Here is a 15,538-nt window from a genome sequence, read left to right as displayed (position 1 = left end):
GAAATTTTTTAAAATTATGAAAAATATATTAAATTATTAAAAAATGTGGTATTATATAAAATGTAAATCAGAGTAAAACACTATGAATTATTTTTTATAAATCATAATATTTTGAAAATATGGGAGGATTTATGGCTAAAGAATTATTAAGAATTGAAAATTTAAGTGCCGGTGTAGATGATAAAGAAATTTTAAAAGATATTAGTCTTACAATTAATAGTGGAGAAGTGCATGTAATTATGGGACCTAATGGTTCCGGCAAATCAACACTTGCAAATGTAATTATGGCTAATCCGGTTTATACAGTAAATAGTGGGAAAATTTATTTAGAGGGAGAGGACATTTCTGAACTTTCTACTGACAAGAGGGCAAATAAGGGGTTATTTATGTCCTTTCAAAGTCCTGAGGAAGTTCCAGGAATTTCTGTAGAAAACTTTATAAGGACAGCTAAGATGAATAAGGAAGATAAAAATATTCCTATTATTAAATTCCAAAAGGATTTAAAGGCTGAAATGAAGGAATTATCTATGAATGAATCTTATGCTGAAAGATATTTGAATGTTGGTTTTTCAGGTGGGGAAAGGAAAAAGAGCGAGATTTTGCAAATGCTTATGCTCAACCCAAAGCTTGCTATTCTTGATGAAACAGATTCTGGTCTTGATGTTGATGCTACAAGAATCGTAGCTTCTGGAATTGAAAAGTTTTTAAATAAAGATAATGCGGTTTTGATTATTACTCACCACCAAGAACTTGTGAGAAATATTGTTCCCGATTTTGTTCATATTTTAGTGAACGGTCGTTTTGTAAAAAAAGGTGATGCTTCTTTAGTTGGCAAAATTGAAAATGAAGGTTTTGGTTGGATTAAAAATGGAGCTGAAATAGATGACTAAGAAAGAAAGAACTTATGTTGAAGATATGGACAGGGGCATTTATGATATTAAAAATGCTTTTGAATATAGATATAAAACGAGTAAGGGTCTTAATGAAGAAATTGTAAGAGAGATTTCAGAAGAAAAAAATGAACCTGAGTGGATGCTTGATTACAGGTTAAAAGCTCTTGAAATTTTTAATAATTCTAAAAATCCTGTTTGGGGGCCTGATCTTAGTGATGTTAATATTGAAGATATCACAACTTATATAAGACCTAAGGCTGATCTTTCTACTTCTTGGGAGGATTTGCCTGAAGATATAAGAAATACTTTTGATAAATTAGGTATACCTGAAGCTGAAAAGAAACAATTTTTATCTGGAGTAGGTGCTCAATATGATAGTGAAGTTGTTTACCATTCAATCCAAAAGTATTTGAGGGATCAAGGAGTTATTTATACTGATTTTGAATCGGGTTTAAGAGAATATCCAGAGATTGTTAAAAAATATTTTGGTACTTGTATAAAACCTGAACTTCATAGGTATGCAGCTCTTCATTATGCAGTTTGGAGTGGGGGCTCTTTTGTTTATGTGCCTGAGGGAGTCAATGTCGATATTCCCCTTCAATCCTATTTTAGATTGAACGCACCAGGAGCTGGTCAATTTGAACACACTTTGATTATTTTGGAAAAAAATTCTTACTGCCATTTTATTGAAGGCTGCTCTGCCCCTAGATATAATGTTGTAAATCTTCATGCTGGTGCTGTTGAACTTTTTGTGGCTGAAAATTCTACTTTGAGATATTCAACAATTGAAAACTGGTCTAGAAATATGTATAACTTAAATACTAAGAGGGCAATAGTTGAAAAGAATGGTAAAATTCAATGGATTTCCGGTTCTTTTGGCTCAAAAGTTTCTATGTTGTATCCGACTTCTGTTTTGAAGGGAGAAGGGTCTACTAGCGAATTTACTGGTATTTCTTTTGCTGGTGCTGGTCAAAATCTTGATACAGGAGCTCAAGTTGTTCATTTAGCTCCCAATACAAATTCATTTATAGATACTAAATCAATTTCAAAAAATGGTGGAATTGCAGTTTATAGGGGATTGGTGGAATTTTCGGAAGATGCTAAAAATTCTAAAAATACTACTTCTTGTGAATCACTTATGCTTGATGAAGATTCACGTTCAGATACAATTCCTACAATACGTTTGAAAAATAGTGAAGTGGATGTTGGACACGAAGCTAAGATTGGAAAAATTTCTGATCAAGTTATATTTTATCTCATGACTAGGGGACTTTCAGAAGAAGATGCTAAACAGTTAGTAGTGAGGGGTTTTGCTGAACCTGTTGCTAAAGAACTTCCTATGGAATATGCTGTTGAAATGAATAATTTAATTAACTTGGAACTTGTGGGTTCAATTGGGTAGGTGAAAAGATGAAAATAAAAGGTAATGAACTTTCTTTTAAGACTTTTTCATGGATGAAGGTTAATGATTGTGAAATTCAAGTGCCAAAAATTGGTAAGGACCTTATTCCAATGGAATCTTCTGAAAAGTATGTTAGACATTTAAAGGAATTTGATAATTTAAAATATGGTATTTCACAAGAAGCCTTAGATCTTGTGAAAGAAGATATGAATTTATATAGAATTTATGAAACTATTAAGGGCGAAGATATAGTTTATAATCCTTGCTACTTTAAAACTGATGATGATAATCCAAATCTAGTTGATGTGCAAGATATTATTGCTCATGAAGGTTCAAAAATTAAAGTTTTCTTAGATTATTATTCTGAAGGAAAAAAGGAAAAATTTAGAAATACTCTTATAAGAATTTTAGCTGAAAAGGATACAGAAGTTTCTTTATTTGTGATTCAAAGAGAAGGCTCAGAAGCAAAATCTCTTGAATCAATTGGGATTTTTGCTCACGAAAATGCAAAAGTTAATTTGTGCCAATACCAATTGGGATGTGGAAAACTTTATACAAATTACAAATGCCTTTTAGATGGTAAAAAATCAGAAGCTCATGTAAATTCAGTTTATTTTGGTCAAGGAGAGGAAGAACTTAATCTATTTTATGAAATGACTCATAAGGGAGAAAAAACTACAAGTAGCATTTTGGTTAATGGTGCTTTAAAGGATAAGGCTTATAAAAATTTCAAGTCAAACCTTGACTTCTTGGAAGGATGTAATGATGCCGTTGGAAGCGAAGGAGAGTTTGCAGTCCTTCTTTCTGATGATGTTCATTCAATTTCTGTTCCCCTTATGTTATGTCATGAAGATGATGTAGAAGGAAATCACGCTTCTTCATCAGGAAAGATTGACCCTCAAATTTTATTTTATATTATGTCAAGAGGATTTTCTTATGATGAAGCTGAAGCTTTGATCATTGAATCTAAGTTTTCTCAAGCTATAGATTTATTAGATAATGAAGAGCTAGAAGAAGAAGTTTGGCAATCAGTTAGAAAGATTTTGGTGAAATAAATGTTATCAAGGGAAGAAATTTTAGATATTAGAAAAGATTATCCTTTTTTAAATTTAAAAGTAAATGGAGAAAAAATTGTTTATTTGGACAATGCTGCCACTACTCAAAAGCCCCAAGTTATTATAGATAATATTGCAAAATTTTATAGGGGAGAAAATGGCAATCCTCACAGAGGTGCACATTACCTAGCTATGAAATCTACTGAAGTTTACGAGGGAGCTAGGGAAACTGTAAGAAAATTTATAAATGCAAAAAGTCCGAATGAAATAGTTTTTGTAAGAAATGCAACAGAAGCCTTAAATTTATTAGCTTATTCTTATGGACTTAATAATTTAAAAAAAGGTGATGAAATTTTAATTTCTATTATGGAACATCACTCAAATTTAGTGCCATGGCAAATGGTCGCTAAAAAGACTGGAGCAATTTTAAAATATCTTTACGTTGATAAAGATGGGCAAATTCCTTTTGAAGAAATTGAAAATAAGGTTAATAAAAATACCAAAATATTTTCTTGCACTCTTGCATCAAATGTATTAGGTACTGTACCTGATGCAAAAAAAATAATAAAATATGTTAGAAAAAATTCAGATGCTGTAATTATTTCTGATGGAGCTCAATATGTGCCTCATCATAAAATTGATGTATTTGATTTGGATTGTGATTTTCTTGCTTTTTCAGGTCATAAAATGTATTCTGCTACAGGAATAGGTGTATTATATGGTAAAGAAGAACTTTTAAATTCCCTCAGTCCTTTCCTTAGTGGTGGAGATATGATTGAGTATGTTTATGAAGATAAATCAACATTTTTGAAATCGCCACAAAGGTTTGAAGCTGGAACTCAAAATGTTGAGGGAGCAGTTTCTTTAGCGGCTGCAATAAATTATGTAGAAAGCATTGGTCTTGAAAAAATTGATGAATACGAAAAATATCTAACAAAATATTGTTACAAAAAAATTTCAAAACTTGATTATCTAGATGTATATACTACACCTGATGAAAATAGAGCTCCTGTTATATCTTTTAATTTCAAACAAGCTCACCCTCATGATGTGGCATCTATCTTAGATAACTATGGAATTGCAGTAAGAAGTGGTCATCACTGTGCCCAAGTGTTGCATAGATTTTTAGGATGCAATTTTTCAGTAAGGGCATCATTTGCAATTTATAATACAGTTGAAGAAGTAGATTATTTTATTGAACATTTAGAAGACGTAAGGAGGATGTTGGGAATTGAATCTTAATCAAATTTATACTCAAATGGTTCTCGAACAATCAAAAAATAAGATAAACAGAAGAGATTTAGATCATGCAACTCATAAAGAACTTGGACATAATCCTAGCTGTGGTGATGAAATAACTTTACAATTAGATGTCGAAGATGGAATAATTAAAGATATTTCATATACAGGTCAAGGGTGTGCAATTTCACAAGCATCAACTTCTATTATGTGTGATACAGTTAAGGGTCTAAAGGTTGAAGAAGCCATAGAACTTAGTAAAAAATTTATTGGCATGATAAAAGGACAACTTAGAGATGAGGAAGAACTCGAAGATTTGGGAGATGGCATAGCCTTTATAAATATAAGGAATATGCCAGCAAGAGTTAAATGTGCAGTGCTTTCTTGGTACACTTTAAAAGATATTTTAGAAAATGACAAGAGGGAAGGTAGTTTTACACCTTGAGGAGGGAAAAATGAAACTATCAACTAAAGGCAGATATGGACTTATGGCTATGTATAGATTGAGTCAAAATTCTGGCAAGGGTCCAATGTCCTTAAAAGATATTGCAGATATTGAAAATTTATCGGAAGCATATTTGGAGCAGTTATTTGCCCTTCTTAAAAAGAGAGGTTTAGTTATTTCTGTAAGAGGAGCAGGAGGAGGCTATGAGCTTGCCAAAGCTCCTAATGAAATTCATATAGGAGATATAATTAATGCGCTCGAAGGTGATATAAAACTTTCTTGTTGTGATACAAATAAAAGATTGGAATGTGCAAAAATTAATGGTTGTCCAACAAAGGACATATTGAAAGAATTACAGAGCAGAATGGAAGAAGTCATGGATTCCTTAACTCTAGCTGATATGTGAGGCGATTATTATTATTTATATGGATAATGCCGCTACAACTAAGATAAAAGATAAAGTGCTTGACGCAATGCTTCCCTATTTAAAGGAAAATTATGGCAATGCTTCAAGCATTTATTCCCTAGGACAAAAATCAAAGGCGGCAATTGAAAATTCAAGGGAAATAATAGCTAAAGCTTTAAAAGTTCAGTCAAAGGAAATATACTTCACGTCTGGAGGTTCTGAATCTGATAATTGGGCTTTAAAGGGAAGTTTAAAAAATAATAAAATAAATCATATAATAACTTCAAAAATTGAGCATGAAGCAATAATTAATTCCTGCAAATTCATTGAATCGTGGGGAAATAAAGTTGATTATATTTCTGTTGACGGGGAAGGTTTTGTAAATTTAGAAGAATTACAAGAAAAAATAACAGAAGATACAAATCTTGTTTCAATAATGTATGCAAATAATGAAGTTGGGACTATTGAACCTATTGATGAAATTATAAAAATATGTAATGATAAAGGTGTGCCTATTCATGTGGATGCTGTTCAGGCTCTTGGCTCATTAGAAATTGACTTATCAGATAAAAATATTGATATGATGAGTTTTTCAGGTCATAAAATTGGAGCTCCCAAGGGAGTTGGTATTTTATATGTTAGAGATGGTTTTGAAATATCATCTTTTATCCATGGTGGTGAGCAAGAAAGAAGAAAAAGAGCATCGACAGAAAATGTAGCTTCTATTGTAGGACTTGGTTTAGCGGTAAAAGACGCAGTAAACAACTTGGAAGAGAGAAAAAAATATACAGAAAAATTAAGAGATTATTTTATAGAAAAACTTTTGAGCCTTTCGGGAGTTAAATTAAATGGTTCTCGTCAAAATAGGCTTTGTGGAAATATTAATATTTCTTTTTCTAACTTACAAAAACAAGTTCTTTTACCATTTCTTGACCTGCATGGTATTTGCGCTTCTCAAGGCTCTGCGTGTACTGCAGGTTCTTTGAAACCCTCCCATGTACTTTTGGCTATGGGAAAATCCCAAGAAGAGGCAAATAATCCTTTAAGACTTACTATTAATTATAATAATACTAAGGATGAAGTGGATTATGTCTTTGAAATTATAAAAGAAGCTGTTAATAAATTTAAAGTGGTGGTTTAATGATAGAACAAATTTCAGGAAATACAGGAAGATTTGTTGTCTATGCTATAGTTACTCTTTCTATTTTACTTTTGTCGCTGATGATTTATTATCTAATAAATATTGGAAATAGATTTATTGAGGGTGATAAGAGAATAAAAATAGATTTAAAGCTTATTATAAAAATATTTATAGCTATAGTCATCTTGTATTTAGTAACTATAATTTTTGAAAAATATACAATATTAGGCTATACCCTATGGTCTCTTATAATAGGAATAATTTTTGCCTATGTTATTGACCCTATAGTAAATTTTTTAGAAAGGAAGGGCATAAAAAGACCTTTTGGAGTAATTATTGTATATATAACAACATTAATAGTTTTTGCAATACTATTGGTAACAGTTATACCTAAAACTATAACAGAAATTACAAATTTGTTGGCATCTCTGCCACCAATGATAGACTCCATGTCTAGAGGATTGACTAAGTTTTTTTATAAGCTTGCTGAAGACTACAATATAAATTTACCACCATCATTTTTAAATATGCTTAGTGGCACTACTGATGGTGTGAGTAAATCTGCAAAGCTTGTGACAAATTCGCAAGATCCTTTGACAAATATGTTCAACTCTTTTTCTAATGCAATAACAAATATCCTAGACAACGTGCAAAAATCTGCCTTAGATTCTTTAAGAAGCGTAGTTGTAAAATTATATGGTCTTGTTACATCAACATTAAAAATAGTTTTGGTTTTAATTTTCTCCTTTTATTTTTCTATCGGAAAAGAAAAGTATTTAAAATCTTTTAAAAAATCTATTCCCAACAAATATCGTGAAGATGTTAATTATTTGGCGGTAAGAATCAATACATCTTTGCAACAATTTATTAGGGGAAGGCTCTTGCTTGCATTATTTGTTGGATTTTTGACTATGATATATCTATTGATTTTAAGAGTTGATTTTGCCATAGTAATTGGAATGATAACTTGTATAGCAGATATTATTCCCTATATAGGTCCATTTTTAGGATTTGTGCCTGCTGTCTTATTTGCATTTATGGATGCACCATTAAAGGCTCTTTGGGTTTCAATTTTATTCATCATTATACAGTGGGCAGAAAATAATATATTAGCTCCAAAACTTATAGGAGATTCAACAGGTTTAAATCCTTTAGCAGTTTTAATTTCCATAATAATTGGAGGAGGAATATTTGGCATTTGGGGAATGGTGGTTTCCGTTCCTTTGGTTTCTATAATTTTAATTTTGCTAGATTTTTTCAAATTAAAATACAATGAAAATAAAGTAGATTAGTTATATATTAACTTTAAATTGAAATAATTTTAGTAAAGAACTATAAAATATTATTTAAAGATTAGTAAAAGCTTCAAATTTATGGTGTAAGCACTATATTTTGAAGCTTTTTTGTTATAATAATTTAGAGGTGAAATAATGAATTTAGAAAAAATGTTTGATAAATATGCAGATTTAGTGATTAAATGTGCTTTAAAGATAAAAGCTGGAGATATTCTTGTGATAAGAAGCCCTATAGAAGCATCTTTGCTTACTGAAAATCTTGTAAAGAAGGCTTATGAAGAAGGTGCTAAAAAAGTTCAAGTAGATTATAGTGATGAAAATATTACCAAGCTAAAATATACTTATGAAAGTGAGGAAACTTTAAGTCAAGTTCCTGAATTTTTAATAGAAAAAGAAAATTATTTTATAAATAAAAAAGCAAAATTTTTATCTATTACTGGGGGCAATCCTGAACTTTTTAAAGGGATTGATTCTTCAAAGATTAAAGCAGCAAATGTTGCAAATGGGATTGCCTTCAAAGATTTTTCCGAAAAATTAATGTCAAATTATACTTCATGGTGTGTAATAGGGGCTGCTACAAAGGCTTGGGCAGCAAAAGTTTTTCCTGATTTAGACGAGGATGAGGCAAAATTAAAATTATGGGAAGAAATATTTTATACAGTGAGATTATTTGATGATGACCCAGTTGAGTCTATGAATAAACATATAGAAAATTTGGAGAAATATGCTGAGTTTTTAAATAAAAATAATTTTAGATACCTTCATTATAAGTCAAAAAAAGGTACAGACTTAATTGTTGAACTGCCCAAGGGCTATATCTTTGTTGGATCAGAGGAAAAAAATTCTTTTGGAGAAGATTTTGTAGCCAATGTGCCAAGTGAAGAAGTTTTTTCCCTACCTCATAAGTATGGAGTAAATGGCATAGTATATAACACTAAACCTCTAAATCACAGTGGCGTTATAGTTGATAAGTTTTATTTAAAATTTAAAGACGGTAAAGTTATTGATTTTGATGCTGAAGTTGGACTTGATGAATTAAAAAATATTCTTAGCAGTGCAAAAGATTCTGATAGATTAGGAGAAGTTGCCCTAGTTCCATATGATTCTCCAATATCTAAGAGAAATATTTTATTTTTTAATACCCTCTACGATGAAAATGCCTCATGCCATTTTGCCTTGGGCAAGGCATATCCAACTTGCCTTAAAGGTGGAGAAAATATTGACGAAAAAGATTATGATAAATATGGCATAAATGATTCAATTGTCCATGTTGATTTTATGGTAGGAGATGAAAGCACACAAATAACTGGTCAAAGATGGGACGGAACCATTGTAAAAATTTTTGAAAATGGAAATTTTGCCATATAAAAAATTAAAAATTTAATAAATTTCTATTGACCAGCTCATATAAAAATGATATCATTATGATATCAAAAATATGGGGTGATTTTTATGAAAGAAAAAATTTTGAAAAGAAAAAGTAATGGTTTTTTACTTTTGCTTGTCAATTTATTAGCTACAATATTTTCAACAGGAATGATAATTTATTTAGCAACAAAAGAAAAATATGTTTTAATGATTTTATTTGTTTTTATTTCAATTTTATCATTAATAAATTATGCAGGATTTAAGATGGTAGGTCCACAAGAAGCCATAGTTTTAACTTTGTTTGGTAAATATATCGGTTCTATAAAGTCAAATGGATTTTATTATGTCAATCCATTTGTAGTTTCAGTAAATCCTGCTGCAAAGACAAAATTAGGTCAAAGTGCAGATGTTGATAAAGAAAGTAAAAATTTACAAATTTTAACAAATTCAATTCCATATGCCCAACCGGTTAATAAAAAAATTTCCTTGAAAGTAATGACTCTTAGTAATTCACGTCAAAAAGTAAATGATGTTTTAGGAAATCCTGTTGAAATTGGAATAGCTGTTATGTGGAAGGTAGTTGATACTGCAAGTGCAGTATTCAACGTAGATAATTATAAGGAATATTTATCTCTTCAATGCGATGCGGCTTTGAGAGATATAGTTAGAATTTATCCTTATGACGTTGCACAAAATGTAGACACTACCGGGGATGGAGTTCCAGATGATGGAAGTTTAAGAGGTTCAAGTAGAGTTGTTGCTAAAAGAATTAAAGAAGAAATACAAAATAGGGTAGAATTTGCAGGTTTAGAAATTATAGATGCAAGAATAACTTATCTTGCCTATGCTCCGGAAATTGCTCAATCAATGCTTAGGAGGCAACAAGCTTCCGCTACTGTAGATGCAAGAACCATGATAGTAGATGGAGCAGTAGATATGGTAAAAATGGCTCTTGATAAATTGAGCACAGAAGATATAGTTGATCTTGATGAAGAAAGGAAAGCTGCCATGGTTTCAAATCTTTTGGTAGTATTATGTAGTAACAATGAAGTTTCTCCTGTAGTTAATTCGGGAAGTTTGTACTAATGGCAAAAAAGCAAATTCCCTTAAGGGTATCTGAAGAACTTTATAATGCAATAGCAAGTTGGGCGGAAGATGATTTTAGGAGCATTAACGGTCAGATAGAATATCTATTAACAGAATGTGTTAGACAGAGAAAGAAAAACGGTTCTCCCATTTCAAAAGAAATAGATAAACCGCCAGATATAGATATTAAATAAAGAGGCTCAGTTGGAAGTTGACTTCTAACTGAGCTTTTAAAATTTAATTTACACACAGATAATCTTTAAGTTTTTCAAACTTTTTATCACCAATTCCATCAACATTTTTTAAATCTTCCACACTTTTAAATTGAAATTTTTCCCTATAATCAATTATTTTGTCGGCAGTTTTTGACCCAACTCCAGGAATTTTCATAAGTTCATCTTTACTTGCAGAGTTTAAATTTATAAGATTATTATAACTTATTGCCTTATCTGTTGAATAATCCGCATTAAAATTTTTCTCTGCACTTTCATCAAAAGTTTTTATATAGATTTTATCTTCATCAGAAAGTTTTTTTGCAAGATTACATGAATCAAGGTCGGCATCATCTCTTGCACCACCGGCAAGGGATATAGCATCAACTAGCCTATCTCCATTTTTTAGTTTAATAAGACCAGGTTTATTAACAGCACCTGAAATATGTACATAGATTTCTTCGTTTTCGTCTTCATTTTTGTCTTTATTGGAAAAATCTGAATCCTCTGACGTGGCAAGATAGTTTTCATTTTCATCAAAAATATTTTCATTAGATTTTACATTATATAGGACCAAGCCCAAAACAACAACAAGAACAAAGATTATTATATTTTTTATATTTTTAAATATGTTTTCCATAAATTATCCTTAAGAAATATTTTCATACATATATTACAATAGCTTATCTATTTTAGCAACTGTTCAAAATTTTGAATTTATGTTATAATTAATAAAACGCTTTCAAATTTACATATAGGAGGAAGGCTATGAAAGTTTATAAAACGGAAAATGTAAGAAATTTAGCACTTGTAGGTCATTCAGGAAGCGGCAAAACAAATTTAACAGAATCAATGCTGTTTCAATCAGGAGCTACAAAGAGATTAGGTAATGTAACTGACAAAAATACTCTTTCAGATTTTTCAAAAGAAGAAATGGAAAGAGGTACTTCAATTGGAACATCTATTATTCCTGTTGAATGGAGAAATTTTAAAGTTAATATTATAGATACTCCTGGATATATGGATTTTTCAGGTGAAGTTATTGGAGCATTAAGAGCATCAGAAGCTGCTCTTCTAGTAATTGATGCCACTTCAGGTATAGAAGTAGGAACAGAAAGAGCATGGAAATATGCTGAAAATATTGGATTACCAAGAATTATTTTTATAAATAAAATAGATGGAGAAAATGTTAATTTCAGAAAACTTATGGAAGAATTGGAAGAATCTTTTGGTAAAAAAGTTATTCCATTTTCCGTTCCCATTGGAGAAGGGGAAAACTTTGTTGGAGTTACAGATGTAATCTACCAGAAAGGTTTTAAATATGAAAATGCAGCTCCAAAAGAAACAGAACTTAATCACGATCAAGTTAAGGCAACTGAAAGAATGTATGAAGAAATTGCAGAAGTAGTTGCAGGCTCTGATGAAGTTTTGATGGAAAAATATTTCAACGGAGAAAAATTCACTCGTGAAGATTTATTAAGAGGAGTTACAACAGCCCTATTAGAAGGAGATGCAGTACCTTTACTTGTAGGCAGTGGTGAAAAAGGTATAGGTATAGATATACTTTTAAACACAATTGTAAATTATATGCCAGCACCAAATGATAAAAGAGCCCACACAGGTTTCAGATATGAAGAAGGAGAAGAGAGAGAAATTTCTGAAAAAGATCCCTTTGCAGCAGTTGTTTTCAAAACAATAACTGACCCCTTTGTTGGAAAAATTTCAATCTTCAAGGTAATTAGCGGAAAGCTAAAAAAAGATACACCACTTTATAATTCAAGCAAAGAAGAAGCTGAAAAATTAGGCGGAGTTTATGTAATCCGTGGTAAGAATCAAATGGAAGTAGAAGAAATTTGTGCAGGAGATATTGGAGCTACAACAAAACTTGCCGTAACAGGCACAGGTGATACTCTTTGCACAAAAGACCATATAGTTAAGTATAAGAGAATTAAATATCCACAACCAGTATTATTCTATGCAATTGAAGCAAAAACAAAGGGAGATGAAGAAAAACTTTCAACATCTTTAAGAAAACTTCGTGAAGAAGATCCATCCTTTGTAATCGAAAGAAATGCTGAAACAAAACAATTAACAATAGGTGGACTAGGACAAGTTCAACTTGATGTTATTCTTGAAAAATTAAAGAATATGTTTGGTGTAGAAGTTGTAAAAGTTCCATTTATAATTCCCTATAGAGAAACAATTAAAAAGACAGCTTCAGTACAAGGTAAACACAAGAAACAATCAGGAGGAGCTGGTCAATATGGAGATGTTTGGGTAAGATTTGAACCATGTCAAGAAGATTTTGTATTTGATGAAGAAGTATTTGGCGGTTCAGTTCCAAAGAATTATTTTCCAGCTGTAGAAAAGGGAATAATAGAAGCAAAAGAACATGGAGTTTTAGCAGGATATCCTGTAACAAACTTCAAGGCAGTTCTTTATGATGGATCATACCATGATGTAGATTCTAATGAAATGTCATTTAAAATAGCAGCATCTATTGCCTTTAAAAAAGGTATGGAAGAAGCAAACCCAGTCCTACTTGAACCAATCATGAAAGTAGAAGTATCAATCCCAGATTCATATTTAGGAGATGTAATGGGAGATATGAATAAAAGACGTGGAAGAATTTTAGGAATGGATCAACAAAGAGATGGCAGTCAACTTTTAATTGCTGAAGCACCACAATCAGAAATGTTTGAATATTCTATAGACTTAAGAGCAATGACTCAAGGACGTGGAAATTTCAATATGGAATTTGTAAGATACGAAGAAGTACCAGCAAATATTTCTCAAAAAGTTATAGAAAAAGCAAAAGCAGATAAAGAAAAAGAATAAAAATTTAAAACTTTAAGGGTCCGAAAATCTCGGACCTTTTTTCTTTGATAAAATATTTAATTAAAAATAAACTTAAAAAGCCCCTAAAGTTTAAAAGCTTTACTTTTACAAACATTAATTGTATAATGAATATATAAATTGAGATTTGTTTATTTTTTAATGTAAATGTCAAAGATGGTAAAATCTAAAGGAGTGATTTCTTGGCAAAGTTATCTAATTCTATTGAGGAATTTTTAAATGAATTAATTGAGGAAGCTAACGGTGCTCTTGAGATTCAAAGATCAAAAATTTCGGATCATTTTAATTGTGCCCCAAGTCAAATTAATTATGTTTTAACTACTAGATTTACTCCCTACAAGGGTTATTATGTTGAATCTAGACGTGGTGGCGGAGGATTTATAAGAATTGTTAAAGTTGAGTTTCAAGACCACGAAAAATCTTTAGACTTATTTAGAGATTTCATTGGAGATTCTATAACTAAGGATAAGGCTGATCTTTTAATTAAAGAGTTGAGAAGAAGAGATTTTATTTCTTCAAGGGAGGCTGAGCTAATAAGGGTTAGTCTTTCTGATAGGTCTTTATCTTTGAGTGATAATAGAAACATTTTGAGAGCAAATATTTTAAAAAATATTCTCTTAGTTATATTTTCTTAAGGGGTGAAAGAGATGATATGTGATAATTGCAAAAAAAGAGAATCTGTTATTTCTTATACAATGATTCATGATAACAAAATTGAAGAAATACATTTATGTCAAGTTTGTGCAGAACAGAAGATGAAGTTGGATTTAACCAATTCTCAAAGTTTTTTTGCCGCAAATTGAAGATTTTCTCAAAAATATTTTTGCTTTCACTTCTGATGATAATAACAGTGAAGAGGCTTCTTTAATATGTCCTCAATGTGGAACGAGTCTTAGCGATTTTAAAAATACGGGAAAAGTTGGATGCAGTAATTGTTATAGTATTTTTAAAAATGAACTTAAAAATTATTTGCACACTGTTAATCCAAAGCCTGTTCATGTTGGTAAAATTCCAAAGAATGCTGATACAAATATTGTTATGGCTAGGGATTTGAGAGAATTACAAGATAAACTTCAAAGTGCAGTTAGTTTAGAAGAATACGAAGAAGCGGCTCACATAAGAGATGAGATTAAGGCTTTGAAGGAGAAGCTATGACAGTTTTATTAAAATCTTCAGTTAAGCTTTTAAGAAATTTGCAAGGCATTAATTTTATGCCTAAATTAAATGATGTTGATGCTTTAGATGTTATTAAAATTTTAGAACCAAAGATTTTAGATTTAGCTTATGAAAAAAAAGATGTTTTAAAATTTCAAGCTTTAGAAAAACTTCAATATATTGAAAGAGGTATTTTAAAGGCTCCATTTATGGAAAGTAATATTTCCTCTTATTATGTGAGAAAAGATAGTCCTGATATTCTTTTGAATGAGTCCAATCATTTGGTGATCAGAAAATCTTCACGAGATGAAAAAATTGAGGACATGTTTAATGAGGTTTTGGAAATTGAAGAAAGTCTTGATAAGGATGTTGCTTTTGCCTTTGATAGTGAATTTGGTTATTTGACCACAAGACCTATTAATGCAGGAACAGGTCTTCTTATAAACTATAAATTACATTTACCTGCCTTAAATTTTTACGGAATTGAAAATGTTTCAAGATCACTATTAAGGCTTGGTTATAGTCTTGATTCTTATAAGGATAAAAGTGGTAAGAGTTTAGGAAATATATTCAATTTATTCTTTGAATCTACTATTGGCTATAGCGAAGAAGCTTATATAAAAAAAATGAAAACTATTGTTAAAGAAATTATTGTTATGGAAAAAGAGGCGGAAAAGAAATTATATCTTGATTCCATAATCACTTTAGAGGATATGGTAAACAGATCTTTGGGAATTTTAAGAAATGCAAGGATTTTATCTGAAGATGAAATGCTTAACTGCATGTCAAATATAGATTTAGGATTAAATTTATCCATTTTAAAGGCTAAACGGAATTTTGATTTTTATGATGAGGCTAATAAGCTAAAAAATGGATATTTACAAAATGAAAGAGGCTCAATTTTAGATTTAAAGTCCAGAGATATTTTGAGGGCTAATAAATCTAGGGCTTTGATAAGGGAGGTTTTTTAATGAGTATGTTCGGA

17 protein-coding genes are annotated in these 15,538 nt (G+C 30.7%); 16 read left to right on the top strand and 1 reads right to left on the bottom strand.

All coding sequences use genetic code 11. The features are described from left to right. Positions 1–131: 131 nt before the first annotated feature. The 11 genes from sufC to HMPREF9131_RS01035 all read left to right on the top strand — a co-directional run bounded on the left by sufC (position 132) and on the right by HMPREF9131_RS01035 (position 10,524). Complete coding sequence (sufC, locus tag HMPREF9131_RS01085) at positions 132–890, top strand: Fe-S cluster assembly ATPase SufC (protein WP_009344885.1); 759 nt, start codon at positions 132–134, stop codon at positions 888–890. Next, entirely contained in the window at positions 883–2,295 is a 1,413-nt protein-coding gene (sufB, locus tag HMPREF9131_RS01080; RefSeq protein ID WP_009344878.1) for a Fe-S cluster assembly protein SufB, read from the top strand. The genes sufC and sufB overlap by 8 nt, the downstream gene beginning before the upstream one ends. Positions 2,296–2,303: 8 nt before the next feature. Next, complete coding sequence (locus HMPREF9131_RS01075) at positions 2,304–3,350, top strand: SufD family Fe-S cluster assembly protein (protein ID WP_004825221.1); 1,047 nt, start codon at positions 2,304–2,306, stop codon at positions 3,348–3,350. Further along, the gene (locus HMPREF9131_RS01070) at positions 3,351–4,592 is read left to right on the top strand and encodes a cysteine desulfurase (RefSeq protein ID WP_009344880.1); all 1,242 of its coding nucleotides are present in this window, start codon (positions 3,351–3,353) and stop codon (positions 4,590–4,592) included. It abuts the gene before it with no gap. Then, the gene (sufU, locus tag HMPREF9131_RS01065) at positions 4,582–5,034 is read left to right on the top strand and encodes a Fe-S cluster assembly sulfur transfer protein SufU (RefSeq protein ID WP_009344879.1); all 453 of its coding nucleotides are present in this window, start codon (positions 4,582–4,584) and stop codon (positions 5,032–5,034) included. The genes HMPREF9131_RS01070 and sufU overlap by 11 nt, the downstream gene beginning before the upstream one ends. A 10-nt stretch (positions 5,035–5,044) precedes the next feature. Further along, positions 5,045–5,440, top strand: coding sequence for an Rrf2 family transcriptional regulator (locus HMPREF9131_RS01060; protein ID WP_004825316.1), 396 nt, complete (start codon positions 5,045–5,047; stop codon positions 5,438–5,440). Between the two features lie 19 nt (positions 5,441–5,459). Then, positions 5,460–6,581 carry a cysteine desulfurase family protein gene (locus HMPREF9131_RS01055; RefSeq protein WP_009344876.1) on the top strand — a complete coding sequence of 374 codons (1,122 nt, stop codon included), beginning with the start codon at positions 5,460–5,462 and terminating at the stop codon, positions 6,579–6,581. Further along, positions 6,581–7,873 (top strand): AI-2E family transporter, encoded by a 1,293-nt coding sequence (locus tag HMPREF9131_RS01050; protein ID WP_009344881.1) that lies wholly within the window; start codon positions 6,581–6,583, stop codon positions 7,871–7,873. The genes HMPREF9131_RS01055 and HMPREF9131_RS01050 overlap by 1 nt, the downstream gene beginning before the upstream one ends. 138 nt (positions 7,874–8,011) lie before the next feature. Next, entirely contained in the window at positions 8,012–9,244 is a 1,233-nt protein-coding gene (locus HMPREF9131_RS01045) for an aminopeptidase (protein WP_009344884.1), read from the top strand. Between the two features lie 84 nt (positions 9,245–9,328). After that, positions 9,329–10,330, top strand: coding sequence for an SPFH domain-containing protein (locus tag HMPREF9131_RS01040; RefSeq protein WP_009344882.1), 1,002 nt, complete (start codon positions 9,329–9,331; stop codon positions 10,328–10,330). Continuing rightward, positions 10,330–10,524 (top strand): PTS ascorbate transporter subunit IIC, encoded by a 195-nt coding sequence (locus HMPREF9131_RS01035; protein WP_009344886.1) that lies wholly within the window; start codon positions 10,330–10,332, stop codon positions 10,522–10,524. The genes HMPREF9131_RS01040 and HMPREF9131_RS01035 overlap by 1 nt, the downstream gene beginning before the upstream one ends. 43 nt (positions 10,525–10,567) lie before the next feature. On the opposite strand, the gene HMPREF9131_RS01030 is transcribed toward HMPREF9131_RS01035, so the two are convergent. Beyond that, entirely contained in the window at positions 10,568–11,182 is a 615-nt protein-coding gene (locus HMPREF9131_RS01030) for a helix-hairpin-helix domain-containing protein (protein WP_009344883.1), read from the bottom strand. Positions 11,183–11,310: 128 nt separating this feature from the next. Here HMPREF9131_RS01030 and fusA point away from each other — a divergent pair, with 128 nt between their 5' ends. The 5 genes from fusA to HMPREF9131_RS01010 all read left to right on the top strand — a co-directional run bounded on the left by fusA (position 11,311) and on the right by HMPREF9131_RS01010 (position 15,524). After that, entirely contained in the window at positions 11,311–13,380 is a 2,070-nt protein-coding gene (gene fusA, locus HMPREF9131_RS01025; RefSeq protein ID WP_004825171.1) for an elongation factor G, read from the top strand. 200 nt (positions 13,381–13,580) lie between these two features. Then, a complete protein-coding gene (locus HMPREF9131_RS01020) occupies positions 13,581–14,033 on the top strand; it encodes a CtsR family transcriptional regulator (protein ID WP_004825742.1) in 453 nt (150 codons plus the stop codon). 12 nt (positions 14,034–14,045) lie between these two features. Further along, positions 14,046–14,201: a hypothetical protein gene (locus HMPREF9131_RS08535; RefSeq protein WP_232202565.1), complete on the top strand. Its 156-nt coding sequence runs from the start codon at positions 14,046–14,048 to the stop codon at positions 14,199–14,201. After that, entirely contained in the window at positions 14,188–14,553 is a 366-nt protein-coding gene (locus tag HMPREF9131_RS01015; RefSeq protein ID WP_009344877.1) for a UvrB/UvrC motif-containing protein, read from the top strand. Before HMPREF9131_RS08535 ends, HMPREF9131_RS01015 begins: the two co-directional genes overlap by 14 nt. Further along, on the top strand, positions 14,550–15,524 hold the full coding sequence (locus HMPREF9131_RS01010) for an ATP--guanido phosphotransferase (protein WP_009344887.1): 975 nt from the start codon (positions 14,550–14,552) through the stop codon (positions 15,522–15,524). The genes HMPREF9131_RS01015 and HMPREF9131_RS01010 overlap by 4 nt, the downstream gene beginning before the upstream one ends. Positions 15,525–15,538 lie beyond the last annotated feature (14 nt).

The sequence above is a fragment of the Peptoniphilus sp. oral taxon 836 str. F0141 genome (genome assembly GCF_000179335.1).
In the GTDB taxonomy this organism is placed as follows: Bacteria; Bacillota; Clostridia; order Tissierellales; family Peptoniphilaceae; genus Peptoniphilus_A; species Peptoniphilus_A lacrimalis.
The sequence above is the reverse complement of the archived record's forward strand: the minus strand, read 5'-3'. Positions and strand labels throughout refer to the sequence as shown.

Coding starts and splice junctions, on each gene's coding strand:
- sufB (WP_009344878.1), top strand. CDS start 883: ATGACTAAGAAAGAAAGAACTTATGTTGAAGATATGGACAGGGGCATT.
- HMPREF9131_RS01045 (WP_009344884.1), top strand. CDS start 8,012: ATGAATTTAGAAAAAATGTTTGATAAATATGCAGATTTAGTGATTAAA.
- HMPREF9131_RS01040 (WP_009344882.1), top strand. CDS start 9,329: ATGAAAGAAAAAATTTTGAAAAGAAAAAGTAATGGTTTTTTACTTTTG.
- HMPREF9131_RS01035 (WP_009344886.1), top strand. CDS start 10,330: ATGGCAAAAAAGCAAATTCCCTTAAGGGTATCTGAAGAACTTTATAAT.
- HMPREF9131_RS01030 (WP_009344883.1), bottom strand. CDS start 11,182: ATGGAAAACATATTTAAAAATATAAAAAATATAATAATCTTTGTTCTT.
- HMPREF9131_RS01050 (WP_009344881.1), top strand. CDS start 6,581: ATGATAGAACAAATTTCAGGAAATACAGGAAGATTTGTTGTCTATGCT.
- HMPREF9131_RS01070 (WP_009344880.1), top strand. CDS start 3,351: ATGTTATCAAGGGAAGAAATTTTAGATATTAGAAAAGATTATCCTTTT.
- fusA (WP_004825171.1), top strand. CDS start 11,311: ATGAAAGTTTATAAAACGGAAAATGTAAGAAATTTAGCACTTGTAGGT.
- HMPREF9131_RS01060 (WP_004825316.1), top strand. CDS start 5,045: ATGAAACTATCAACTAAAGGCAGATATGGACTTATGGCTATGTATAGA.
- HMPREF9131_RS08535 (WP_232202565.1), top strand. CDS start 14,046: ATGATATGTGATAATTGCAAAAAAAGAGAATCTGTTATTTCTTATACA.
- sufC (WP_009344885.1), top strand. CDS start 132: ATGGCTAAAGAATTATTAAGAATTGAAAATTTAAGTGCCGGTGTAGAT.
- HMPREF9131_RS01075 (WP_004825221.1), top strand. CDS start 2,304: ATGAAAATAAAAGGTAATGAACTTTCTTTTAAGACTTTTTCATGGATG.
- HMPREF9131_RS01010 (WP_009344887.1), top strand. CDS start 14,550: ATGACAGTTTTATTAAAATCTTCAGTTAAGCTTTTAAGAAATTTGCAA.
- HMPREF9131_RS01055 (WP_009344876.1), top strand. CDS start 5,460: ATGGATAATGCCGCTACAACTAAGATAAAAGATAAAGTGCTTGACGCA.